This window comes from Micromonospora sp. CB01531 (assembly GCF_001905095.1).
In the GTDB taxonomy this organism is placed as follows: Bacteria; Actinomycetota; Actinomycetes; order Mycobacteriales; family Micromonosporaceae; genus Micromonospora.
This window is the reverse complement of record NZ_LWLS01000001.1, coordinates 368,580-391,980: the sequence shown is the minus strand read 5'-3', so window position 1 is coordinate 391,980 and position 23,401 is coordinate 368,580. Positions and strand designations below refer to the sequence as shown.

The following is a 23,401-nucleotide window of genomic DNA, read 5'->3' as shown; positions in this document are numbered from 1 at the left end:
TCACCTTGAGAAGAGCGTGATCGGGTTGATGACGTCCGCGGTGACGGTCAGCAGCGTGAACGCGCCACCGATGAGGATCACCGCGTACGTGATGGGCATGAGCTTGAGGTAGTCGACGCGACCCGGGTCCGGGCGACGCAGGCGTGCGTAGAGCCAGGACCGGACCCGCTCGAACCAGGCGATCGCGATGTGCCCGCCGTCCAGCGGGAGCAGCGGCAGCAGGTTGAACACCCCGATGAAGAAGTTCAGCGAGACGAAGAGCATGAAGAACCCGTACCAGGCGTCGTTCGCCACGAACTCGCCACCGAGCCGGCTGGCGCCGACCACGCTGATCGGGGTGTCCATGTCCCGCTCGCCGCCGGTGATCGCGTTCCACAGGGCAGGCACCTTCTGCGGGATCCGCTGCATGGCGTGCGCGGTCTGCACGGCCATGGTGCCGGTGAAGTCGGCCGTGGCGCCGATCGCGGCGACCGGGCCGTACTCGATCCGGGCCGGCGTGGTGGGCCGGAGCCCGACGCCGAGCGCGGCGACCGACGAGGCGGCACCCTTCGGATCGGCCAACGGCGGGCGCTGCACGGCCGCGAGATCGACGGTGGCGGTGGCCGGCTGCCCGTCACGGACGTAGTCGACGGTGGCCGTGCCCGGCTTGGTGGCGCGGACCACGTCGAGCATGTCGCCCCAGGTGGAGACCGGCTTGCCGTTGACCGCGGTGATCCGGTCGCCGTCCTTGAGCTGGGCCTTCGCGGCCGGGCTGGCCGGGTCTCCGGCCTGGCAGGCACGGTTGGCGTTCTCCACCACCACGCACGGGGCCAGGGCGATGACCGCCGGCTCGGCCTTGAAGCCTGCCTCGGTCGTCGGGGCCTTGGGGTTGGGCAGGCCGACAGAGATCGCCATGACCCAGAGCGCGCCCAGGGCCAGGGCGAAGTGGGTGATGGAGCCGGCGGACATCACGATCGTCCGCTTCCAGACCGGGTACCGCCACATGGCACGCGGCTGGTCGGCCGGCTCGACGTCGTCGTCCTGCGGGGTCATCCCGACGATCTTGCAGAAGCCGCCGAGCGGGATGCCCTTGATGCCGTACTCGGTCTCGCCCCGCCGGAACGACCACAGCGTCGGGCCGAAGCCCACGAAGTATCGGGTGACCTTCATCCCGAACGCCTTGGCGGTGAGCATGTGCCCCGCCTCGTGCAGGCTCACCGAGACGAGGATGAACACGGCGAAGAGCACCACCCCGAGCAGGTTTGCCATCAAGCTCCTTCCACCGACCCGAAGATGATCTTCTGGGCGTACCCCCGTGCCCACGACTCGGCGGCGAGCACGTCCTCGACGGTACCCGGTTCGCCGAATTCCGGAGCGTCCTCCAGCACACGCTGGAGGGTGTCGACGATGCCGAGGAACGGCAGCCGCCCGGCGACGAACGCCGCCACGCACTCCTCGTTCGCCGCGTTGTAGATCGCCGGGCGGCAGCGCCCGGCCTCCCCGGCCGCCTTCGCCAGGGCGACCGCCGGGAAGGCCGCGTCGTCGAGGGGGAAGAACTCCCAGCTGTGCGCCCTGGTCCAGTCGACCGCGGCGGCGGCCTCGGGCACCCGGTCGGGCCAGCCGAGGCCGAGCGCGATGGGCAGCCGCATGTCCGGCGGGCTGGCCTGGGCGAGGGTGGAGCCGTCGGTGAACTCGACCATCGAGTGGATCACCGACTGGGGGTGGACCATCACCTCGATGTCGGCGTACGGCACGTCGAACAGCTCGTGCGCCTCGATCACCTCAAGAGCCTTGTTGACCATCGTGGCGGAGTTGATCGTGACCACCGGGCCCATGTTCCAGGTCGGGTGGGCCAGGGCCTGCTCCGGCGTGACCTCGGTGAGCTCGTCCCGCCGCCGGCCCCGGAACGGCCCGCCGCTGGCGGTCACCACGAGCCGGCGTACCTCGCCCCGGGTGCCGACGCGCAGGCACTGCGCCAGCGCAGAGTGCTCCGAGTCCACCGGGACGATCTGCCCCGGCCGCCGCACCGCGGCCTTCACCAGGGGGCCGCCGGCCACCAGCGACTCCTTGTTGGCCAGCGCGAGGGTACGCCCGGCGCGCAGCGCGGCCAGGGTCGGCGCCAGCCCGAGCGAGCCGACCACCCCGTTGAGCACCACGTCGCACGGCCACCCGGCCAGCTCGGTCATCGCATCCGGCCCGGCCACGATCTTGGGCAGCTTGAAGTCGCCGGTGGCCCAGCCACGCCGGCTCGCCTCTGAATAGAAGGCGAGCTGGAGGTCCTGGGCGGCGGACGCCTTCGCCACGCCGACCACCTCGACGCCCAGCTCTAGGGCCTGCGCGGCGAGCAGGTCCACGTTGCCGCCACCGGCGCCGAGCGCGACCACCCGGAACCGGTCCGGGTTGCGCCGGATGATGTCGATGGCCTGGGTACCGATCGAGCCGGTCGAGCCGAGCAGGACAAGTTCGCGGAGAGAACTCACCCGCCCATTCTTCCCCAGCGTCGCTGAGCGCCCGCTGGGAGCCTCAGTTTCCGCCGTCCGGTCCCTCGACCGGGGATTCATCGCCGCCCTCGACCAGGGACTCGTCGTCGTCCTCGATCGGCGCCTCCTCGTCGAGGAGGTCGGCCGGGTCGACGGAGAACTCGAACGGCTGCTTCATGACGAAGGTGCTGCCGGCCGCCGCGGCGGCGAGCGGGCGGTACTCCCCGTCGATCAGCTCGTAGAGCGCCATCGCGGGAACCCGGTTACGCAGGTCGACCCGGAGGAAGAATGGCACCCCGGCGACGGCGTACTCGCGGGGGCGGTCGATCACGTCCTTGCGCCGGTTGCCCGGCGACACGATCTCACCGAGCAGCACCGCCTGTCGGATGTCGACGGCGGATCGGCCGCCTCCGGAGGTCCGGAGCACCGCGATGTCCGGGATGAACAGGTCCTTGCCCGAGACCAGGTTGATCTCGGGATAGACCCAGAGCCCGGCTCGACGGGCGGCCCGGTGCAGCAGGTAGGGCAGCTCCCGCTCGACCGACTGGTGGTCGATTCCCGCATGTGGTGTCACAATCACGCTTCCGCTCAGGACCTCGACCTTGGGACCGTTGGTCTCCGGCAACAGCTCAAGGGCGAGCTGGGCGGTCCACGGCTCGTCGTGCCAGCGCAGCACGTCGAACGACGGCTCACCGCGCTGCGGCGCCGGTTCCGGCGCGTAAGCGGCCTGGGCCACCGGACTCACCCCCTCAGCGGAACATCGTGCTACCCACCACCCTAGTCGCGCCGCCCCGAGCCCAGCCGGATCGCACAACCTGTGCGTCGGCAAGCCTCGGTTCCCGCCGAGCGGTCCACCAGCAGGCCCGGTACCCACCTGTTGATCTGCACCGAACGGCTACGAACCAGCGCGCAGCACGAAGGTCTCCAGGTCGACGCCGCCGTACCAGTCGGTGCGGATGCCGAGGTAGGTCATGCCGAGCCGCCGGGCCACCGCCATCGACGGCTCGTTGCCCGCCATCACCACCGCGTAGACCTGCCGGGTGCCGGTGGCGAACTCGCGGTCCAGCACGGCCCGGGCCGCCTCGGTGGCGTAGCCGTGGCCCTGCGAGTCGGGGTGCAGGTGCCAGCCGACCTCGATGTCGTCGGTCGGCGTGACCCCGTCCCGCCCGGGCAGCGGCTTCAAAAGGACGCTGCCGGCCGCCCGGCCCGCGTCGCGCGGCTCGATGGCCCAGAGGCCCCACCGGCCGGCGTACGGGTCGTACCGGTCCCGCCAGGCGCGTACCCGCTCCGCCGCCTCGGCCGGGTCGGTCATCCGCCCCTTGCCCCCGCCCAGCCAGCGCATCACCTCGTCCCGCGAGTAGATGTCATAGATCCGGGCCAGGTCGTCGGGCGCGTCGGTCCAGTCGCGGACCACCAGCCGCTCGGTCGAGGCGATCATCACGAGGCATCGTAGCCCGTCCCCCGCCCCGTACGTCGCCCCCGAGTTGATCAAGGAGTTTGCGTCGGGAAGGCCGCTGTTTCTCACGCGACGCAAACTCCTTGATCAGCGAGCGCCGGTCTAGCGGGCGTGGTCAGGGGGCCGGGACGGGAGGGGCTGGCTCGGACTCGCGGATGCCGTAGCGGCGGTGGACCCGGGCCAGCGGGCCGGGGGCCCACCAGTTCCAGCGGCCGAGCAGGCGCATGGTCGCCGGCACCAGCAGCGCCCGGACCAGGGTCGCGTCGACGACGATCGCGACGATCATGCCGACCCCGATGAGCTTGATGTACGACATGCCACCGGTGGTGAAGCCGGCCACCACGATGATCAGCAGCAGCGCGGCGGCGGTGATGATCCGCCCGGTGCGCTGGAGGCCGCCGGCAACCGCTGCGGTGTTGTCGCCGGTGCGGTCCCACTCCTCCCGGACCCGGGAGAGCAGGAACACCTCGTAGTCGGTGGCCAGCCCGAAGAGCACCGCGAGCATGAGGATCGGGTTGCTCGGCTCGATGAAGCCGGTCGGGGTGAAGCCGAGCAGGCCGGCCAGGTGGCCGTCCTGGAAGATCCAGACCACCACGCCGAACGACGCGCCGATCGAGAGCAGGTTCATCAGCACCGCCTTGACCGGCAGCACCACCGAGCCGAAGGCGAGGAAGAGCAGCACCAGCGTGGCGGCGGCCATCAGCAGTGCCATCCAGGGCAGCCGGTCACCGAGGCTGTCGAGCAGGTCCCGATCGGCGCCGGGCCGCCCACCGACCAGCACCTCGGCCCCGGCCGGGCCGGGCAGGTCGCGCAGGTCGCGGACCACCCGCTGCGCGGTGTCGCCGGTCGGTTCGCCGGGGTAGCTCACCGAGAGCAGCGTGCTCTCCCCACGCTGGGCGGCGACCTGCACCCCGGTCACCCCCGGCACCGCCGCGATCCGGTCGGCGAAGCCGCGCGCCACCTCGGCCGGCGCACCGGAGACCAGCACGTCGATCGGGGCGACCTGGCCGCCGGGGAACTCGGCGGCGATCCGTTCGGAGACCACCCGGGGCGCGGCGTCCGCCGGCAGCACCCGCTCGTCGAAGCCGCCGAAGGTGATCCGCAGGAACGGCGTGGCCAGCACGACGAGCACCAGCGCGACCCCGACCAGGTAGCGCACCGGGCGGCGCATCACGCTCCGCGCGATCCGGGCCCAGGCGCCGCCCGCGCCGGCCTCCGCCGGCCCGGCCCGACGCGCCCCGCGCCACCTCGGCAGGGGTACGCGCACCGCGTCGATCCGGTGGCCGAGCACCGCGAGCAGGGCCGGCAGCACGGTCAACGCGGCCAGCATGGCGACCAGGACGGCGGCCACGCCACCGAGCCCCATCGAGCGGAGGAAGGCCTGCGGGAAGATCAGCAGGCTGGCCAGGGCCAGGGCGACGGTGAGCCCGGAGACCAGCACGGTCCGGCCGGCGGTGGCCATGGTGCGGCGGATCGCCTCGCTGGTGTCGTGCCGGGCGGCGAGTTCCTCGCGGAACCGGCTGACCACGAAGAGGGCGTAGTCGACGGCCATGCCGAGGCCGATCAACGTGATGATGTTGATCGCGAAGATCGACACGTCGGTGAACAGGTTCACCAGGCGTACCGCGACGAAGGCGCCCAGGATGGCGAGCCCGCCGATGAGCAGCGGGGTGGTGGCGGCGACCAGTCCGCCGAAGATCAGCACGAGGAGCACCAGCAGCACCGGCAGGGACAGCGTCTCGGCGCGGGTGATGTCCTCGGTGGTCTGCGTGTTGGCGTAGTGCTGGAAGGCGACCGCGCCGCCGACCTCGGTGCGCAGCCCGGGGGCGTCCAGCGCGGGGCGCAGCGCCTCGAACTGCGCGGCCCGCGCGTCGTCGTCCGCGCCGGTGAGCCGGACGAGCGCGTAGGTGGCCCGCCGGTCGGTGGCGACCAGCGCCGGGGCCGGGCTGTCGTACCAGGTGGTCACGCTGGTCACCTCGGACCGGCCGCGCAGCCCGGCCACGGTGGCGGTGACCGGATCGCGGAACGCCGACTGGTCGACCGTGGCGGTGTCGCTGGACCAGAGCACGACCACGTCGGCGCCCTGCCGGCCCAGTTCGCTGGTGATCCGCGCGGCGGTGCGGCTGGTCTCGCTGGCCGGGTCCTCGAACCCACCCCCGGTCAGTTCGCCGAAGACCCCGGCGCCCCAGGTGGAGCCGAGCGCCACGAGTGCCACGGCGGCGGCCAGCACCGCCCACCGGACGCGTACCACCACTCGCCCCCACCAGGCGAACATCGCCTTCCTCCTCACCGACCGTTAAGGTCGTAGGTAAGCATGAATCATTTGAGTGAACGCCGTTTACTATGTCAACGGCGTTCGCTCCGGGTCAAGGGGGTCGACGGATGACCGCACCCACCCGGCGGGAACGCCTGCGCACGGCGACCCTGTCCGAGATCAAGGACGGGGCACGGCGACTGCTGGTGACCGGCGGGATCGAGGCGGTCTCGCTGCGGGCGATCGCCCGGGACATGGGCATGACCGCCCCGGCGATCTACCGGTACTTCCCCAGCCTGGAGGCGCTGGTCGCCGGGCTCGCCGGCGACCTCTACGACGAGCTGCGCCAGGAGGTCGAGGCGGCCCGGGACGGGTCCGGCCCGGACCCGGCCGGCCAGCTCCTCGAGATGTGCCGGGCGCTGCGGCGGTGGGCCGTCGGCCACCCCGCCGAATTCACCCTGATCTTCGGCAACCCGGTCCCCGGGGTGATCGAGTTCGCCGACCAGTGCGACAACCCCGACCACCCTGGGGCGCGCCTCGGGGCGGTCTTCCTCACCCCGTTCGTGGAACTCACCCGGGGCAGCCGGCTGCCGACCCCACCGGCGGAGCTGCTCCAGGAACGGCTCGGCGGGCACCTCGCCCCGCTGGCGACCAGCCACGGCCCTCTGCCGATCGAGATCGCGTACACCTTCCTCTCCGCCTGGACCCGCCTCTACGGCCTGGTCGCCATGGAGGTCTTCGGCCACCTCGGCTGGGCGGTCGACGAGCCGGAGGCGCTCTTCGAGACCGAGCTGATCAGCCAGCTCCTCCAGTTCCGCCCGGCCGAACCCGGCGACGCCCTCCCCGAGGGAGGCGCGCGCCACTAGGCTGCCCGGACATGAGCGAGCGCAGCGAGCGAATCATCCGGCACAGTGCAATGGAGCCTCATGCCGTCGCCGAGCGGAGCGAGGTGGCGGCATGAGCGAGCAACGGAGTGAGCTGCCGTCCCGCGCCGACGTCGTCGTGGTCGGCTCCGGGCACAACGGTCTGGTCTCGGCGATCCTGCTGGCCCGCGCGGGCCTCGACGTGCTGGTGCTGGAGGCGGCCGAGGTGATCGGCGGGGCGACCCGGACCGAGAGCCCCTTCCCGAAGGTGCCCGGCCTGCGCCACTCCACCGGCTCGTACCTGCTCGGGTTGATGCCGCCGGAACTGCTCGCCACGCTCGACGTGAGCATCCCGGTGCTGCGCCGCGACCCGCACTACTTCCTGCCCACCCCGGGCGGGCTCGGCGCGCCGTACCTGCTCTTCGGCAGCGACGCCGTGGCGAGCCGGCGGCAGCTCGCGGAGATGTTCTCCCCCGCCGACGCGGCCGCCGACGACGCGCTCCAGGCCGAGCTGGCCCAGCTCCGCGAGGACCTGGCGCCGGCCTGGCTGGCCGAGCCGCTGCCGGTGGTGGAGACCGCCGAGCGGTACGTCCGCCCGGCGCTCCGGCAGGTCTTCGCGGACCTGGTCCGCGGCTCGGTCGCCGACTACCTGGCCCGCTTCGACTTCCGCTCCGAGCTGCTGGTCAGCATGTACGCGGTCACCGACGGCCTCTCCGGCCTCAACGCCGGCCCGGACGACCCCGGCACCGGGCACAACTTCCTGGTGCACAACATGTGCCGGCTGCCCGGCTCGGGCGGCACCTGGATGATCGCCCAGGGCGGCATGGGCACGGTCTCCCGGACCTTCGCCGAGGCCGCCCGCGTCGCCGGCGCCCGCATCCTGACCGGTACGCCCGTCACGGGGATCACCCTGGCCGGCGGCGCGGCGTCCGGCGTGGTGCTCGCCGACGGGCGGGAGGTGGCCGCCTCGGTGGTGCTCGGGGCCTGTGACCCGTACCGGTTGATGGAGCTGCTGCCCGACGGCGCGCTCCCGGCGCCGCTGGCCGAGCGGATGGCGGCGGTCCGCCGTCCCGGCACCACGCTCAAGCTCAACCTGGCGCTGCGCGGCCTGCCCCGGTTCTCCTGCCTGCCGGCGGACGCGCCCAGCCCGTTCGGCTCCACCATCCACCTGCTGCCCGGCTCGTCGTCGCTGGTCGGGCAGGGCGGTGAGTCGCCGATGGCCGCGCTGCGCGCCATGTGGGCGGACGTGCAGGCCGGGCGGCTGCCGGAGGAGCCGACCATCGAGTGGTACCTGCACACCACGGTCGACCCGTCGCTGGCCGACGACGCTGGGCACCACTCCTCGGCGCTGTTCGTGCAGTCGGTCCCGTACGAGCTTTCCGGCACCAGCTGGGACGAGGCGCTGCCCGGCTACGTCGACAAGCTGGTGGCGATCTGCGAGCGGTACGCCCCCGGCACCGGCGACCTGATCGCCGATGCGGTGCCGCTGCCCCCGCCCGGCATCGAGGCGCACTTCGGCATCACCGGCGGCCACATCCACCACGTCGACAACACCGTCTCGTTCACCGACCGGATGCCGTACGCCACCGGCGTCGACGGGGTGTACGCGGGCAGCGCCGGTTGCCACCCGGCCGGCAGCGTGATCGGCGCGGCCGGCCACAACGCCGCCCAGCGCATCCTCGCCGACCTGGGCCGCTGAGGTGAGCAGGGGCCTGCTACGGAAGGCCCCTGCTCAACGCCGGGCGGGGATCAGCTGATCGCCTCGCCGGCCGGGGCCGGGGTGTCTGCGTCGGCGCGGTGCGCGCGGATCTTGTGGCCGACACTGGTCAGGCAGCGGCCGCTGGCCAGGTCGAACCGCCAGCCGTGCAGCTGGCAGGTGAGCTGGTCACCGTCGACGACGCCGAACCGGCTCAGGTCCGCCTTGAGGTGCGGGCAGCGCCGCTGGACCACCCAGCCGTCCAGCGTGATGTCCTCCGCGTCGACAGCCCGCTCGTGCTCGTCGTACCAGCCCTCCGCGTACTGGAGGCGCTCCTCGGACAGGCACTTGAAGAACGCGTAGACGAACTCGTTGTACTGGCCGATCCGGGCCGCCGAGAAGCGGCAGGACAGGAAGAGCGAGTTGACCCAGTCCACCTCGCCGATGTGCAGCAGGTGCTCGATCAGCGCCCGCTCGGTACGGAACCGGTAACGGACCTTCTCGTCCGCGTACGGCCGGACCTCCTTGCCCGGGAAGTCCACCACGATCGACTCGACGCTTTCTCCGTCGTAGCCGACCAGGTCGAAGCGGACCGGCCCGCCGACGCCCTTGGCCAGGTAGATCGACTCGTCCAGCAGCGGCTCGATCCGGCGCTTCATCTCGCCGAGCACGTCAAGCTCCGGGTGCCGCCAGGACTGCTTCTCGGCCTCGATGATCGGGCGCTTGCGCTCCCGCATCTCCTCCAGGTGGGCCACCTTGTTGGCGAAGAACTCGGCCACCGGCACCGGGTGCGTGGTGCTCGCGCCCTCGGTGGTGATCTCCGCGACGCTGCCCGGCAGCAGCACGATGCCGTTGGTGCCGCCGACCTTGGCGTACTCCTCCAGGAAGACCGACTGGTCGGGGAAGATGTTGCCCTCGTCGTCGAAGATGTCGTTGAACTGCCACAGCGTGTCGTCGAGGAAGCAGGGCGGGCCGGCGATCGGGAAGACGTGGTCGGCCTTCAGGTCGTCGATGTAGCGCCAGGTGCGGTCGAACTGCCGATCCCGCTTCTGCTTGCCGAACGCGGTCTTCGCGGCCTGCGGCAGCTCGTAGACCATCGGGTACCAGATCGCGCCGGAGAACTGCAGCAGGTGCGCGTGCACGTGGCCCAGCTCGGCGAAGACGCTCAGGTCGGCCGGGCGGGCGTCGTTCTGGTTGAGCAGCCGGACACCGTTGTACTCGACCCAGAGCGACGAGTCACCGATCGGGCCGTCGGTCGGGCTGGTGAGCGCCTGGATCATGATCTTCAGGCCGCCGGGCAGCTCGACGACCTGCTCGTTCGGCGCCTTGAGGAACTTGGTGAAGCCCAGTTCCCGCAGCTCGTCCTCCATCTCGGAGGTGGGGAACTCGGGCAGCAGGACAGTGACGTCCTTCGAGATGTGGTCGCGCAGGTGCTTCGCGTCGAAGTGGTCCCGGTGCAGGTGCGAGACGTAGAGGTAGTCGACCTGGCCGAGGGACTCCCAGTCGAGCTGCGAATTGTCGGGGAAAGGGAACCAGGAGGCGAAATAGGCGGGATTGACCCACGGGTCGCACAGGATGCTGCCCGCGGCCGTGTCGATCCGCATGCTGGCATGTCCCGTACCGGTCACTCGCACCGCAGTCCCCCTCGAAAGGCAATCAGACGTACGTCCCGACGCTACCGGAGGCAGTGTGGTCCCCGACCCGCGACGCCGGTAGTGCCCTTCCGCCCTGGTACGGGCAGGTCCACCGGCCCGGGTGCCTCAGCCCCGCACCGATCCCGTCCAGCTCCGGCGCGCCGGCTCCGCCGGCGACCGCCCAGTCCTCCGCGCCCCACGCCTCGTACGCCGCCTTGAGCAGCTCCCGATCGTCCTCGCGGGTCACCCTTCCCCCATCAGGCCGGACCCTGCGCCGGGCGCGACACGGGGCGTGCCAGACTAACCGGAGATCCGATCGCGAGGGAAGGACCGACAGTGGCAGGAAGCGAGCCGGTAACCGCGCCAGATCAGCACAAGCCCGGACACCGCAAGTCCGGACGGATCGGGGCGGTGCTGTCGGCGGTGGTGTTGGTGATCATGGCGCTCTGCGGCAACCACGAGGGCAAGGTCGAGGACATCTGGCTGCTCGGGATCGCCGCGCTGCTGCTGGCCATCGTGCTCGGCGACGCGGTGCTGCGCCGCAACGGCCTGCGCTCCTGATCCGGCGCTCGCGCTCGACCGGTACGCCCGAGGGCCCGCCCCCAAACCGGGGCGGGCCCTCGTCGTCTGCGGATCAGCGGCCGAGCAGGATGTCCTGCACGTCTTTGAGAGCGGCGTCGACCTCGGCCTCGAAGTAGCCGCCCGGCACCAGCCCGAAGCGCAGGGTGTCCAGGTCGTTCGGGTTCACCGGCATCGGGTTGCGTCCCTGCATGCCGCCGAGCAGGCTGTCGAAGAACCGGTCGACCTGATCCGGGTCGTACCCGCTGCCGAAACGGCGGACCTGGAAGCTGCGCCGGATCTGATCCACCCGGTAGAGATCGCTGCCGGGCGGGCCAGCCATCGGCGGGCCGACCATCGGCGGCCCCGCGACAGGCGGACCGGCCATCGGCGGCCCCGCGACGGGCGGACCGGCCATCGGCGGGCCGGACATGCCCGGGCCACCCCCGAAGCCCTGCTGAGGCAGGTGCGGCGGGCCGGCCGGGCCACGGCCACGCGGGTCACGCGGGTCCCGGTCGGGCATCCGGATCTCGGCGGTCATGTCGGGGCGACCGCGCCGGCCGGCCTCGAAACCGTCGAACCGCTCGTCCGGGCCGTAGCCGCCGGGGCCCGGGGGCAGGCCGCGGGAGGGCGGGCCGCCGTGCCCCATCGGGGCGTTGGGACCCATCGGCCCCGGGCCGGCCGGGCCACGCGGCGCGTCGTACCCGCGCGGGCCGTCGTAGCCACCGGCGAAGGCGCCGGTGGGCTCGTCGTAGCGACCGCCGCCGGTGGGATCGTCGTAGCGGCCGGCGCCGGTGGGATCGTCGTAGCGGCCGACGCCGGCCGGCTCGTCGTAGCGGCTGCCGTAGCGGTCGGGCGGGCCGGGCTGCGCGGACATCGGCCGGGGCGGCGGCTGCGGCGCCGGGGACAGGCCCCGGTCGTCGCGCATCGGCGGGCCCAGCCGGTCGCTCATCCGGGGGTCACCGCCACGCCCGCCCGGAACGCCGCCGCGTTCCTCCAGCTCGGCCAGCTGCCGCTCCACCCGGTCGAGGTGCAGGTCGACCTGCCACTCGTCGTAGCCGTTGAACCGGACCCGGAAGACGACGTCGTGGACCTCCTGGGAGGCCACGGGCGCGCCGACCGGCTGACCGGCGAGCGTCGCCTCTACCCGGTCCAGGAAGGCGTCCACCTCGTCAACCTTGTATCCCCGGCGGAGCGCCTTACGCCGGAAACGCTGACCCTGACTCGCCACTATGTCTCCTGGTCTCGTTCGCTACGCCCGGTCACACCGTTGCCTTGCGCGGTGGGTCGGTGTCCCTGTCCTCGGCGGCGGCGAGCTGCCCACACGCACCGTCGATCTCGCGCCCTCGGGTGTCCCGCACCGTGGTCGACACCCCGGCTTCGCGCAACCGCCGGACGAACTCCCGCTCGACCGGCTTCGGGCTGGCGTCCCAACGGCTGCCCGGAGTCGGGTTGAGTGGGATGAGGTTCACGTGGGCCAGCTTGCCGGCCAGTAGCCGCCCGAGCAGATCGGCTCGCCACGGCTGGTCGTTCACGTCCTTGATCATCGCGTACTCGATCGACACGCGACGCCCCGTCGTAGCTGCGTATTCCCACGCCGCGTCCAGCACCTCGGACACCTTCCAGCGCTGGTTGACCGGGACGAGTTCGTCGCGCAGCTCATCATCGGGGGCGTGCAGCGACAACGCAAGAGTCACCGCGAGGTCTTCGCTGGCCAGTCGGCGGATGGCCGGGACCAGCCCGACCGTGGAAACGGTGATGTGCCGCTGGGACAGGCCGAGCCCCTCCGGGGCCGGCGACACCAGCCGGCGGATCGCCGCCACCACACGGGAGTAGTTGGCCAGTGGCTCGCCCATGCCCATGAAGACGACGTGCGACAGGCGTGGCGGCGAGCCGGCCACCGCCCCCGAGGCGGCCACCCCGGCGAGGTAGACCGCCTGGTCGACGATCTCGGCGGTGGAGAGGTTTCGGGTCAGCCCGGCCTGGCCGGTGGCGCAGAACGGACAGGCCATGCCGCAGCCGGCCTGGCTGGAGATGCAGACGGTGACCCGGTCCGGGTAGCCCATCAGCACGCTCTCCACCAGCGAACCGTCGTGCAGCCGCCAGAGCGCCTTGCGCGTCGCGCCGTCGTCGCAGGCCAGCTCGCGGACCGGGGTGAGCAGCGTGGGCAGCAGCGTGGTGGCCAGCCGCTCCCGGGTGGCCGCCGGCAGGTCGGTCATCTGCGCGGGGTCGCGGACCAGGCGGCCGAAGTAGTGGTTCGAGACCTGCTTGGCACGGAACGTCGGCTCCCCCAGCTCGGCGACGAGCGCCTGCCGGCCCGGCAGGTCCAGGTCGGCGAGGTGGCGGGGCGGCATCGCCGGTCGGCGGCCGCGGGCGTCGGGGTCTACGGAGATCAGGGGGAGACTCGTCATGGCGCGTCCAGTCTGACACGCGCGGAGCGGGGCGCACCCGTCCGTAGGGGCCGAATCGACCCCGACCGGCTGGCGGATGCGCACCCACCCACGTGATTCATCCCTCAGCCCACCACCGGTACGAAGATCGCCAGCAGCAGGTAGGCCGTCGGTACCGCGAACAGGATCGAGTCGAGCCGGTCCATCAGCCCGCCGTGCCCGGGGAGCAGGTTGCTCATGTCCTTGACCCCGAGATCCCGCTTGATCATCGACTCGGCGAGGTCACCGAGGACCGCCGCGCCGGAGATCGCCACCCCGAACAGCGCACCCCACCAGGGCGCCACGTCGAGGAGCAGCCAGAGCAGCAGGGCACTACCGGCCGCAGCCGCCGTCACCGAGCCGCCGAAGCCCTCCCAGGACTTCTTCGGGCTGATCGTCGGGGCCATCGGGTGCTTGCCGAAGGCGACCCCGGCGGCGTACCCGCCGGTGTCGGAGAGCACCACGGCGACCAGGGTGACCAGCACCCGCAGGTGCCCGTCACCGGGGGCGGCCGCCAGCATCGCGGCGAAGCCGCCGAGGAACGGCACGTACACCGCGATCAGAGTGGCCGCGGTCAGGTCCCGCTGATAGTTGCCGGGGCCGTCACCCAACCGCCAGATCATCGTGCCCAGCACGGTGACCAGCAGCCCGAGACTCAGCGCGTCCGGGCCGGCGAACCAGGCCAGCCCGACGGTGATCACGCCACCGGCGATCAACGGCACCAGCGGCGGGTGCGCCCCGCTGCGGCGCACCGCCCGGGCCATCTCCCAGATGCCGATCCCGACCGCCGCGGTGATCACGGCGAGGAACGCCGGCAGGTAGAAGAAGAGCGGCACCACGATCGCCGCGCCGAGAGCCAACCCGACGGCGATCGCGGCCGGCAGGTTACGCCCGGCCCGGCCCGATGACGGCTGGGCGGTCGGGGGCCGGTCCGCGCTGGCCCGCCGGCGGCCGCGCGGGCGCCGGCCGGCCGGCGACTCCGACTCCGGCCCGTCCCCGCCTGCGAGGTGGGTGGTCGGTTCGTCGCGTACCGGGGCGAATTGGGCGGTCGAGTCGTCGTCGGATACCGGGACGATCTGGGCAGTGGGGTACTCGTCGTGCGGCACGCCGGGGTGTCCACCCCGGGGGCCGCCGTAGCCCCGGTCGTGCGGGTCACCGTCGCCGGGATCGTCCTCGCCGTGGCTTCGCGGGCCCGCGTCCCGGTACCGGGGATCCTCCGGGCCGGGCTCGCGGTAGCCCCGGCCCCCGCCGCGCCACTCCTGCCCGTCGCGGTAGCGCTGATCGTCCCGGTAGCCGCGCTCGTCGCGGTCCGGGCCCGGGCGCTCGTCGTACGGCCGGCGGCCGGGCGGCGCGTCGTACCCGTCGCCCGGACGGGCGTACGGGCCGGCGGCGGGGCGGGGCCGACCGTGCGGCTCCGCGTACGCCTCGGGGGCGCCGGGCCGTCGCCACGGCCCCGGCTCGACGTCAGCCTCCGGCCACGGCAGCGCGGCCGGCCGGTCCCAGCCGCGCGGCTCGGCGGCGCTGTAGGGGTCGGAGTGGGACATCACGTACCGAGCGGAAGCGGTACGGGAGCCACCACATGACGCAAGATCAAAACCATCCCCTACACGCGCGACTGTTCCGGTTGACCGGCCCGACGGCCGGCCGATCCCCGCTGTTCACCCAGCGGTGGTGGGAATCGTGCCGAGCCTACTGCACCAAGGGAGCCGGCACGGCGGACGATGGGTCCCACCACGGCGACGGCACCGGGCCCGCCACCCGCGACGGCTCCAGCGGCGGCTTCAGGTCGCGACGCGGTGTCAGACGCGCCGAACTGAAGTCGTCGTAGCGGCGCGGCGTCAGACCGGCCTTCATTCGGTCCGGCGCGCCGCCAAGCGGCGCGAAGGCCGAATCACGGCCGTCGGCCGAGCTGGAGTTCGTCGTACGCGGGGTGGCGGCACCGGTGCCGTGGCAGGTGCTCGGGCCGCTCAGACCTCGAGCAGCTCGTTCTCCTTGTGCTTGACCAACTCGTCGACGGTGGCGACGAAACGCTGGGTCAGGTCGTCCAACTCCTTCTCGGCGCGCCGGCCATCGTCCTCGCCGACCTCGCCGTCCTTGACCAGGCGGTCCAGCTCCTCCTTGGCCTTGCGGCGGATGTTGCGGACGGCGACCTTGGCCTCTTCGCCCTTGTGCCGGGCCACCTTGATCATCTCGCGCCGCCGCTCCTCGGTCATCTGCGGGAGCAGGATGCGCAGCTGGTTGCCCTCGTTGTTCGGGTTCACGCCGAGGTCGGAGTCGCGGATCGCCTTCTCCATGGCGCCCAGCTGCGAGTTGTCGTACGGCTTGATGATCACCATGCGCGGCTCGGGGACCCCGATGGACGCCATCTGCGGCAGCGGCGTGGGGCTGCCGTAGTAGTCGATGACGATCCGGGAGAACATCGCCGCGTTGGCGCGACCGGTGCGGATGCCGCCGAACTCTTCCTTGGCGTGCTCGATGGCACGCTCCATCTTCTCCTCGGCCTCGAGGAGGGTGTCGTCGATCACCGGTCTCCTCGCCTCCTTCTGTTGCTCGTCGTGGGCTGTGCTGCTGTGGTTCGGAGGGCCGCTGCCGGCTCGGGGCCGTTTCAGGCGGTGATCAGGGTGCCGATCTTCTCGCCACTGACGGCACGGACGATGGTGTCGTCGCCCTCGGCGCCGAAGACCAGCATCGGCAGGCCGTTCTCCATGCAGAGGCTGAACGCCGCAGCGTCGGCCACCCGGAGGTTGCGGCGCAACACCTCGGAGAAGGTGATCGAGTCGAGCTTGCTCGCCGTCGGGTCGATCCGGGGGTCCGCGGTGTAGACCGCGTCCACGCCGTTCTTGCTCATCAGCACCACGTCGGCGCGAATCTCCAACGCCCGCTGGGCGGCGACGGTGTCGGTGGAGAAGTACGGCATGCCGGCGCCGGCGCCGAAGATGACCACGCGGCCCTTCTCCAGGTGCCGGATCGCCCGCAGCGGGATGTACGGCTCGGCGACCTGGGCCATGGTGATCGCGGTCTGCACCCGGGTCTCGATGCCCTCCTTCTCCAGGAAGTCCTGGAGGGCCAGGCAGTTCATCACCGTGCCGAGCATGCCCATGTAGTCCGCCCGAGCCCGGTCCATGCCGCGCTTCTGCAGCTCCGCTCCGCGGAAGAAGTTGCCGCCGCCGACCACCACGGAGACCTGCACGCCGCGGCGGACCACGGTGGCGATCTGCCGGGCGATGCCCTGCACGACGTCCGGGTCGACACCGATCGCGCCGCCGCCGAAGACCTCGCCGGAGAGCTTCAGCACCACCCGGCGGGCCCGGCCCGGCGGTGGGGCGGTCGGATCATCCGCCGCCAGGCTCCGGTCACTCACAACCTGCGTCATCCGCACCGCCCCTTCCGTCGCGCACCGCACGTGCGCCGCGTCCCGCGTACCTGCCGCTGCCGACCCTATGTGACGAGGAGGCCGCGGTGCCTGTCACGTACACCAGCGGCCTCCTCGTCGACGTTTCCCTGCGCACGGGCGCGTCATACGCCCGATGCGGCGGCTCAGGCCTGGCCGACCTCGAACCGGACGAAGCGGGTCACCTCGATGCCGGCCTCGGCCAGCAGCTGCTTCACCGTCTTCTTGTTGTCGGCGACCGACGCCTGCTCCAGGAGGACGAAGTCCTTGAAGAAGGCGTTGACCCGGCCCTCGACGATCTTCGGCAGCGCCGCCTCGGGCTTGTTCTCCTCGCGGGCGGTCTGCTCGGCGATCCGCCGCTCGGACTCGACGACATCGGCCGAGACCTCGTCCCGGGTCAGGTACCTCGGCCGCATCGCGGCGATCTGCATGGCCACGCCACGGGCGTCCGCGTCGGCGGCCTCGTCGGTCTTACCGGCGTACTGCACCAGCACACCCACGGCCGGCGGCAGGTCCTGGCTCTTGCGGTGCAGGTAGACCGCGGTAGTGCCGTCGAGCTTGGCGAAGCGGTTGAGCACCAGCTTCTCGCCGATCTTGGCGGACTGCTCCTGGACCAGGTCGGCGACGCTCTTGCCGTCGAGAGTGCTGGCGAGCAGCTCCTCGGCGGTGGAGACGCCGCTGGCGACGCCGTGCTCGACCAGCTGCTGGGCCAGCGCGATGAAGGCGTCGTTCTTGGCGACGAAGTCGGTCTCGCAGTTGAGCTCGAGCAGCGCCTGGCCGGCGTGGGCGATGAGGCCGTTGGCGGCCGTGCGGCCGGCCCGCTTGCCGACGTCCTTGGCGCCCTTGACGCGCAGGATCTCGACGGCCTTGTCGAAGTCGCCCTCCGCCTCGGTCAGCGCCTTCTTGCAGTCCATCATGCCGGCGCCGGTGAGGTCGCGGAGCTTCTTGACGTCCGCGGCGGTGAAGTTGGACATGACTCTCTCTTCGGGTCTTGAGACTGCGGTGGGATGGTCTGGGTTCCCGGTTACCCGGATCCGGGCCGGATGTGCCCGGCGTACCCGCCGCGCCCCACCAGCCGGAAAATCGGACGGTGGGGACGCGACGGCGCGATCACTCCGCGGCGGCGGTCGCCGGCTGCTCGTCGCCCTTCTTCGGCTCCTCGAGCAGCTCGCGCTCCCACTCGGCCAGCGGCTCGTCGGCGCCGACCTGGCCCGGCTCGGGCTTCTCGTCGGTGCCGCGGCCCCGGCCGGAGCGGGCGATCAGGCCGTCGGCGACGGCGGCGGCGACGACCTTGGTCAGCAGCTCGGCCGAGCGGATGGCGTCGTCGTTACCCGGGATCGGGAAGTCGACCTCGTCCGGGTCGCAGTTGGTGTCGAGCACGGCGATCACCGGGATGCCCAGCTTGCGGGCCTCGTCGACGGCGATGTGCTCCTTCTTGGTGTCGACCACCCAGACCGCGGCCGGGAGCTTCTGCATGTCCCGCAGACCACCGAGGGTCTTGGTCAGCTTGTCCTTCTCGCGGGAGAGCTGCAGGGTCTCCTTCTTGGTGTAACCGGCGGCAGTGCCGCTCAGGTCACCGAGGGCCTCCAGCTCCTTCATCCGCTGGAGCCGCTTGTACACAGTCTGGAAGTTGGTCAGCATGCCGCCGAGCCAGCGGTGGTTCACGTACGGCTGGCCGACCCGGGTCGCCTGCTCGGCGATGGCCTCCTGGGCCTGCTTCTTGGTGCCGACGAAGAGGATGCTGCCGCCACCGGCCACGGTGTTGCGCACGAAGTCGTACGCCTTCTCGATGTAGTCGAGGGTCTGGCGCAGGTCGATGATGTAGATGCCGTTGCGCTCGGTGAAGATGAAGCGCTTCATCTTCGGGTTCCACCGCCGGGTCTGGTGCCCGAAGTGGACACCGCTCTCCAGCAGCTGGCGCATGGTCACGACGGCCATGGTGGGTACTCCTTGCGATCCCTGGTTGTCGCGCCCGGCCGGCGGCCGGGCGTCCTGGCGCCCGATCGCCGGCCGTGACGGGCCCGATCAAGATCGGGACCAGGGAGGCCGTCGCCCCACGAAGGTGTCCGTGGAGAGGGCACGCGAGGTCGACCGCGCGAGGCGGTCGCCAGTCGACCAGTGTACGCCCTCCCCCTGTGCACCGGCCCCGGGGTGCGGGACCCCGGGGGCGTGGTTCATGATCCGCGCACGCTCCGGGATGGGTGGCCACCGAATGCCGCCAGGTACCACTGTCCCGGAATATCCGGCTCCTGGAGAACGGCGCGGCCGGTCAGCGGGCGGCGAGCGCCGCGGCGACGAAGAGCACCAGCCCGACCGTCAGATACGCCGTCGGCGGCCGCAACCAGCCCCGGCTGCCATCGGCCAGCGCCAGGCCGCCGGTCCGCAACCCGTACAGACCGGCACCGAAGATCGGCAGCCCGACCACCAGGAACGTGCCCACCACGACGTGCGAGGTGGAGACCGGGTCACCCACCACGCCCCGCAGGAGCACCCGCAGCGCCGGAACCTCCAGCGCGAGCACCAGCAGCGCCAGCAGCACCGCGAGCGCCGGCCGGCGGGTCCGGTAGACCCCATCGCCGGGCGGCGGCGCGTCCAGCCGGGGCGCCACCGACGGCATCGGTCCGGTCGGCATCTCCAGCGGGTGTGGCGCCGGAGTGGCCACCACCTCCGGCGCCGGCACGGCGGGCCGCTCCCCCACGATCAGCGGCGTGGGCGCGCCGTGCGCCGGCCGGTCCCCGACGGTGATCGGGGCCGGGCCCACGTGCGCCGGCTCGGCCGGACGGGCCGGCTCGACGACCGGGTAGCCGGCCAACGGGCCGGACCGTGGGTCGCCGACGAACGGATCGCCGGCGCTCTCCCGCGAGACCCCGCCGAACGGATCGCCGGCCTCGCGGGCCGCCCGTCGGCCGCCGCGACCGCCCGGCAACTCGCCGGAGATCTCTCCGGAGTCGTCCAGCCGGCGCGACCGCCGGTAGCTCGCGGTGTCGTCGCCCAGCGGTTCGACCGCACCGAACCGGGCCGGGTCGGCGTACCGGCCCTCGCCGCCGGCACGCTGCTCGGGGGCCTGGAAGTCGTCGTCGCGGTAGCGCGCCTCGCCAGCCGCCCGCCAGTCCGGGTCGGCGTACCCGGGATCGCTCCAGCGCGGCCCCTGCTGATCTTCGGGAAAGCTCCGTCGTCCGTCCACGACCGGCACGGTATGCGACCGCCATCCCGCCCGCCAACCGCCCTTCAGCCCGACATTGCCGCAGGTCAGGGCGGTTAATACCGCCTTATAACGGGGCACACGGTGAGTGATCGGGCGGCTGCTCCGGGATGTCGCGGGTCGTGCCGGCTGCCCCGTCCACGGCCATGCCTGTGGGCCTGGCGGTGGCCGGCCCGGTGAGGTCGCGAGCACGGCACGGGCATGATCGTCCGCCCGTCCACAGGGCGCCCCGTCGTCCACAGATGGCCGGCCCGGGACCCGCCTCCGGACCCGGGGTGGGCGCACCGTGGGCGGCATGACGAAGCGGAACCAGGCCGTCGGCGCGTACGGCGAGCGGTGCGCCGTCCGGCACCTGATCGAGGCGGGGTTGCGCCCGGTCGCCCGGAACTGGCGGTGCCCCGACGGGGAGATCGACGTCATCGCCTGGGAGGGCGAGGTGCTCGCGTTCTGCGAGGTGAAGGCCCGCCGGAGCCACGGCTTCGGCAGTCCGGCCTCCCGCCGCCGGCCGGGCCCGGGTCGAGCACCTTTAGGGCGCCTTTCTGAACATGAGCTACGCCGAGGTGCTGTGCGTGGGTCTGGTCGGGGTGACCGGGCGCGTGGTGGAGATGGAGGCCGACCTGGCGCCCGGGCTGCCGGGCGTGGGATCTCCGGCTGCCGGACACGGCCCTGCACGAGGCCCGAGGACGGGTACACGCCCCCATCGTCAACTCCGGCCAGAAATGGCCGAACCGACGGCTCACCCTCAACCTGCTCCCGGCCACCCTGGCGAAGTACGGGTCAGCTTTCGACTTCCGAACGTCGGCTTATGCCATACTCAGCGCTTTGACGCGAGCCGCTATCTATGTCCGGATCTCCCGGGACCGAGAGGGAGGCGGGCTCGGCGTAGCGCGCCAGGAGCACGACTGCCGGGAGCTGGCGGCGCGCCACGGGCTGGCCGTAGCGCAGGTCTACAGCGACAACGACCTATCCGCATACAGCGGCAAGCCGCGCCCGTCGTACCGCCGGATGCTCGACGACATTGCCGCCGCCCGCATCGACGCCGTCATGGCCTGGCACACCGACCGGCTACACCGCTCGCCCACCGAGCTGGAGGAGTACATCTCAGCGTGCGAGCCGCGCGGCGTGCCGACGTACACCGTTAAGGCCGGCCCGCTCGACCTGAGCACACCGAGCGGCCGCATGGGCGCGCGACAGCTCGGCGCCGTCGCCCGGTACGAGGTGGAGCACCAAGTCGAGCGGCAGCAGCGCGCCAAGCAGCAAGCCGCCGCGGATGGCCGGTGGGGCGGCGGCCGACGACCGTACGGGTACGAGTCGGACGGCCTCACCCTCCGGCCGGAAGAGGCGCGGGCAATCGCCGAGGTCACCGACGCGATCCTGTCCGGGACCAGCCTGCGCGGCCAGGCGGCCGAGATGAACGCCCGCGGCCTGGTCACGTCGACCGGACGCCCGTGGACCGCGAACGAGCTACGCAAGGTGCTGCTGCGCCCCCGGAACGCCGGCCTGCGTGAGCACCGCGGGGAGGTGGTCGGCCCGGCCGCGTGGCCGCCGCTGGTTGACGAAGACCGGTGGCGGGCGCTGGTGTCGGTCCTGACCCACCCCGGCCGCCGCACGCAGTGGTCATCAGCCCGTCGCTGGCTGCTCTCCGGCTTGGCCCTGTGTGGGGTGTGCGGAGCGCCGGTACGCGCCACGCTGGCGGCAGCCGGTAGCCGCTCGGTGGAGAGCTACACCTGCAAGGTGGGCAAGTGCGTCAGCCGCAACGCGGCCGAGCTGGACACGTACATCGGCTCAGTCGTGGTCGAGCGGCTGTCCCGGCCCGACGTCGCCGAACTGCTCGCCAGCCCGGACGGGCCCGACTCCGGCGCGCTCCAGCTCGACGCCGCAGCGCTGCGCGAACGGCTCGCCGGCCTGGCCACCGCGTACGCCGACGGCGCGATCGACGTCCGCCAGCTGCGCGAGGACTCCGAGCGGCTACGCACCCGGCTTACCGAGCTCGAACAGAAGATGGCCACCGCCGGGCGGGGCGACGCGCTGGCCGGCCTGATCGGCGTCGCGGACCCGGCCAAGGCGTGGGAAGGGCTCGACCTGCACCGGCGCCGGGCGGTCGTCGACACGCTGATGACGGTGACGATCCATCGAACTCAGAAGGGCCGGCCGCGCGGCTGGACACCGGGCAGCTCGTACTTTGATCCATCCACGATCGACGCCGCATGGAAGGGCTGACGGAGCCGAAACGATCTTCTCTGCTGGTCTCTCTAGCTGGACGTCGACGTAGGGGCCGCGGAGGGCCAGCCGCGATGCCCGACGCTCTTGTTCGAAGCGCGCCGGGTACACCGCGCTGAAGCGCCGCCACGGGCCGACCGCCTCGCCACGCAAGCCGCGCCCCGTGAGCTACATGACGAAGCGCTCGCCCGGCACATCAGCCGCCTGGTCAACCAGGCCCCGCCGCTCACCAAGAGCAGCGCGCCCGGCTCTCTGCCCTCCTGACGAACGGGGGGCATCAGTGCAGCGGCATGAGAAAGGCCCCCGCGACGCAGGGGCTTTCACGACGGCCAGCAAAGCTGTCCCCACACCGTACCGTTCAACCCGTCTCCCAGCGGCATCCTCGCCGCCGTCGACGCGATCTACGGGCAGGACACATACACCCGCGAGCAGGTGGCCTACCTCGTGGCACTCGCGTACCAGGCCGGCCGGGTTCACGCCGCCGCCGAGGACATCGCCGAAGACGTCTCGTGCTGGCGGGAGCACGCTGCCCCGGCGTCCACCCGGGAGCAGCGCATCGCCATGCGGATGGCGGAGATGGCGGCACACACCGTGCCGGTGCGGTACGACGATCCGGACTGGCCACCACCACGAATACGCCGAAGTAACGAAGCGGGTCTCAGTCGCCCTCGAATCGGATCTCAACGTCCCGCCGGTCTAGGCAGCGCCGCGCGAGCAGCGCCAACCGGCGGATCTGCGTGACCTCCGCGGGCGCCCGGGCCACCTCGGCCAGACAGCGCAGCTCGGCGAGCAGTTGCAGGATCGCCTCGGCGTCCACCACCAGTTCGCCCAGCGGGTCAACGCGATCCAGCAGCGGCGTACGACCCCCGCCCCGCACCCGCTTGAGCAGGTCGAGCAGCACGTCGTCCGGGTCCGCGACCACGTCCGACGCGACGTACGACGGCCGGAGACGTACTGGCCCGGCCCGCACCAGCCGGTAGAGGACGGCATCCACACCCACGCCTGGCTTCTCCTCCCGCCCGCGTCGCTCGCCCGGACCGACGCGCCTGTTCTGACTCGCGACTTGCCCTTTCGCGCCGCGGTGCCGGGATTCACCCGCCCCAGCGCACCCCGGCCGCCCGCCACGGGCGGAGGCGGCACCTGCCGGCAGCGACGCGAACCAGACCTTCGAGGGCCCAGCCGACGCCACTGTCCTCTTCGTATGACCAGTTTCTCCTGTCCAGGCCCCGGTCAGCCACC

General features: G+C 72.1%; 20 protein-coding genes and 2 pseudogenes. 6 read left to right on the top strand and 16 right to left on the bottom strand.

Translation table 11 applies throughout. The features are described 5' to 3' along the window. The 5 genes from A6A27_RS01845 to A6A27_RS01825 all read right to left on the bottom strand — a co-directional run bounded on the left by A6A27_RS01845 (position 1) and on the right by A6A27_RS01825 (position 6,190). Positions 1 to 1,248, bottom strand: a complete 1,248-nt coding sequence (locus A6A27_RS01845; protein ID WP_073832553.1) for a M50 family metallopeptidase — start codon at positions 1,246 to 1,248, stop codon at positions 1 to 3. Beyond that, positions 1,248 to 2,459 carry a 1-deoxy-D-xylulose-5-phosphate reductoisomerase gene (dxr, locus tag A6A27_RS01840; RefSeq protein ID WP_073832552.1) on the bottom strand — a complete coding sequence of 404 codons (1,212 nt, stop codon included), beginning with the start codon at positions 2,457 to 2,459 and terminating at the stop codon, positions 1,248 to 1,250. The genes A6A27_RS01845 and dxr overlap by 1 nt, the downstream gene beginning before the upstream one ends. 43 nt (positions 2,460 to 2,502) lie before the next feature. Beyond that, positions 2,503 to 3,195: a Uma2 family endonuclease gene (locus tag A6A27_RS01835; RefSeq protein ID WP_073832551.1), complete on the bottom strand. Its 693-nt coding sequence runs from the start codon at positions 3,193 to 3,195 to the stop codon at positions 2,503 to 2,505. Positions 3,196 to 3,354: 159 nt separating this feature from the next. Further along, complete coding sequence (locus A6A27_RS01830) at positions 3,355 to 3,900, bottom strand: GNAT family N-acetyltransferase (protein WP_073832550.1); 546 nt, start codon at positions 3,898 to 3,900, stop codon at positions 3,355 to 3,357. Positions 3,901 to 4,030: 130 nt separating this feature from the next. Then, positions 4,031 to 6,190: an MMPL family transporter gene (locus A6A27_RS01825; protein ID WP_073832549.1), complete on the bottom strand. Its 2,160-nt coding sequence runs from the start codon at positions 6,188 to 6,190 to the stop codon at positions 4,031 to 4,033. A gap of 107 nt (positions 6,191 to 6,297) precedes the next feature. Here A6A27_RS01825 and A6A27_RS01820 point away from each other — a divergent pair, with 107 nt between their 5' ends. Next, positions 6,298 to 7,035: a TetR/AcrR family transcriptional regulator gene (locus A6A27_RS01820; RefSeq protein WP_158073929.1), complete on the top strand. Its 738-nt coding sequence runs from the start codon at positions 6,298 to 6,300 to the stop codon at positions 7,033 to 7,035. A gap of 91 nt (positions 7,036 to 7,126) precedes the next feature. Further along, positions 7,127 to 8,731, top strand: a complete 1,605-nt coding sequence (locus A6A27_RS01815; protein ID WP_073832547.1) for a phytoene desaturase family protein — start codon at positions 7,127 to 7,129, stop codon at positions 8,729 to 8,731. Positions 8,732 to 8,781: 50 nt separating this feature from the next. Here the strand turns inward: A6A27_RS01815 and A6A27_RS01810 are convergent, their stop codons facing one another. Together A6A27_RS01810 and A6A27_RS01805 are read right to left on the bottom strand one after the other, a co-directional pair. Next, the gene (locus tag A6A27_RS01810) at positions 8,782 to 10,362 is read right to left on the bottom strand and encodes a Rieske 2Fe-2S domain-containing protein (protein WP_073832546.1); all 1,581 of its coding nucleotides are present in this window, start codon (positions 10,360 to 10,362) and stop codon (positions 8,782 to 8,784) included. Between the two features lie 22 nt (positions 10,363 to 10,384). Further along, entirely contained in the window at positions 10,385 to 10,609 is a 225-nt protein-coding gene (locus A6A27_RS01805) for a hypothetical protein (protein ID WP_073832545.1), read from the bottom strand. An 89-nt stretch (positions 10,610 to 10,698) separates the two neighbouring features. Between A6A27_RS01805 and A6A27_RS01800 the strand changes: the two genes are divergently transcribed. Next, positions 10,699 to 10,923 (top strand): DUF2631 domain-containing protein, encoded by a 225-nt coding sequence (locus A6A27_RS01800; RefSeq protein WP_073832544.1) that lies wholly within the window; start codon positions 10,699 to 10,701, stop codon positions 10,921 to 10,923. Positions 10,924 to 10,996: 73 nt separating this feature from the next. Here the strand turns inward: A6A27_RS01800 and A6A27_RS01795 are convergent, their stop codons facing one another. From A6A27_RS01795 to A6A27_RS01760, 8 genes are all read right to left on the bottom strand, one after another. Beyond that, positions 10,997 to 12,151, bottom strand: a complete 1,155-nt coding sequence (locus A6A27_RS01795; RefSeq protein ID WP_073832543.1) for a DivIVA domain-containing protein — start codon at positions 12,149 to 12,151, stop codon at positions 10,997 to 10,999. 31 nt (positions 12,152 to 12,182) lie between these two features. Next, positions 12,183 to 13,331 (bottom strand): 23S rRNA (adenine(2503)-C(2))-methyltransferase RlmN, encoded by a 1,149-nt coding sequence (gene rlmN / locus A6A27_RS01790; RefSeq protein ID WP_073832542.1) that lies wholly within the window; start codon positions 13,329 to 13,331, stop codon positions 12,183 to 12,185. 104 nt (positions 13,332 to 13,435) lie between these two features. Continuing rightward, on the bottom strand, positions 13,436 to 14,893 hold the full coding sequence (locus A6A27_RS01785) for a phosphatidate cytidylyltransferase (protein WP_073832541.1): 1,458 nt from the start codon (positions 14,891 to 14,893) through the stop codon (positions 13,436 to 13,438). A 423-nt stretch (positions 14,894 to 15,316) separates the two neighbouring features. Then, positions 15,317 to 15,874, bottom strand: coding sequence for a ribosome recycling factor (frr, locus tag A6A27_RS01780; protein ID WP_073832540.1), 558 nt, complete (start codon positions 15,872 to 15,874; stop codon positions 15,317 to 15,319). Positions 15,875 to 15,954: 80 nt separating this feature from the next. Further along, complete coding sequence (gene pyrH / locus A6A27_RS01775; protein WP_073832711.1) at positions 15,955 to 16,722, bottom strand: UMP kinase; 768 nt, start codon at positions 16,720 to 16,722, stop codon at positions 15,955 to 15,957. A gap of 164 nt (positions 16,723 to 16,886) precedes the next feature. Next, on the bottom strand, positions 16,887 to 17,714 hold the full coding sequence (gene tsf / locus A6A27_RS01770) for a translation elongation factor Ts (protein ID WP_073832539.1): 828 nt from the start codon (positions 17,712 to 17,714) through the stop codon (positions 16,887 to 16,889). 136 nt (positions 17,715 to 17,850) lie between these two features. Further along, positions 17,851 to 18,678, bottom strand: a complete 828-nt coding sequence (gene rpsB, locus A6A27_RS01765) for a 30S ribosomal protein S2 (RefSeq protein WP_073832538.1) — start codon at positions 18,676 to 18,678, stop codon at positions 17,851 to 17,853. Positions 18,679 to 19,009: 331 nt separating this feature from the next. Next, the gene (locus tag A6A27_RS01760; RefSeq protein ID WP_073832537.1) at positions 19,010 to 19,933 is read right to left on the bottom strand and encodes a hypothetical protein; all 924 of its coding nucleotides are present in this window, start codon (positions 19,931 to 19,933) and stop codon (positions 19,010 to 19,012) included. A 304-nt stretch (positions 19,934 to 20,237) separates the two neighbouring features. On the opposite strand from A6A27_RS01760, the pseudogene A6A27_RS01755 reads away from it, so the two are divergent. From A6A27_RS01755 to A6A27_RS42000, 3 genes and pseudogenes are all read left to right on the top strand, one after another. Then, positions 20,238 to 20,438: pseudogene (locus tag A6A27_RS01755) on the top strand (YraN family protein); the annotation flags it as partial. Between the two features lie 49 nt (positions 20,439 to 20,487). Continuing rightward, positions 20,488 to 20,764 (top strand): annotated as a pseudogene (locus A6A27_RS42005) (magnesium chelatase domain-containing protein); the annotation flags it as partial. Next, positions 20,765 to 22,162, top strand: a complete 1,398-nt coding sequence (locus A6A27_RS42000; protein ID WP_241825036.1) for a recombinase family protein — start codon at positions 20,765 to 20,767, stop codon at positions 22,160 to 22,162. A 658-nt stretch (positions 22,163 to 22,820) separates the two neighbouring features. Here the strand turns inward: A6A27_RS42000 and A6A27_RS01745 are convergent. After that, positions 22,821 to 23,162 (bottom strand): hypothetical protein, encoded by a 342-nt coding sequence (locus tag A6A27_RS01745; protein ID WP_073832536.1) that lies wholly within the window; start codon positions 23,160 to 23,162, stop codon positions 22,821 to 22,823. Positions 23,163 to 23,401 lie beyond the last annotated feature (239 nt).

What these genes read in the sequence shown, in the direction of transcription:
- rpsB (WP_073832538.1), bottom strand. Translation starts at nt 18,678, where the DNA reads ATGGCCGTCGTGACCATGCGCCAGCTGCTGGAGAGCGGTGTCCACTTC.
- rlmN (WP_073832542.1), bottom strand. Translation starts at nt 13,331, where the DNA reads ATGACGAGTCTCCCCCTGATCTCCGTAGACCCCGACGCCCGCGGCCGC.
- pyrH (WP_073832711.1), bottom strand. Translation starts at nt 16,722, where the DNA reads ATGACGCAGGTTGTGAGTGACCGGAGCCTGGCGGCGGATGATCCGACC.
- tsf (WP_073832539.1), bottom strand. Translation starts at nt 17,714, where the DNA reads ATGTCCAACTTCACCGCCGCGGACGTCAAGAAGCTCCGCGACCTCACC.
- A6A27_RS01820 (WP_158073929.1), top strand. Translation starts at nt 6,298, where the DNA reads ATGACCGCACCCACCCGGCGGGAACGCCTGCGCACGGCGACCCTGTCC.
- A6A27_RS01815 (WP_073832547.1), top strand. Translation starts at nt 7,127, where the DNA reads ATGAGCGAGCAACGGAGTGAGCTGCCGTCCCGCGCCGACGTCGTCGTG.
- A6A27_RS01785 (WP_073832541.1), bottom strand. Translation starts at nt 14,893, where the DNA reads ATGTCCCACTCCGACCCCTACAGCGCCGCCGAGCCGCGCGGCTGGGAC.
- A6A27_RS01825 (WP_073832549.1), bottom strand. Translation starts at nt 6,190, where the DNA reads ATGTTCGCCTGGTGGGGGCGAGTGGTGGTACGCGTCCGGTGGGCGGTG.
- A6A27_RS01845 (WP_073832553.1), bottom strand. Translation starts at nt 1,248, where the DNA reads ATGGCAAACCTGCTCGGGGTGGTGCTCTTCGCCGTGTTCATCCTCGTC.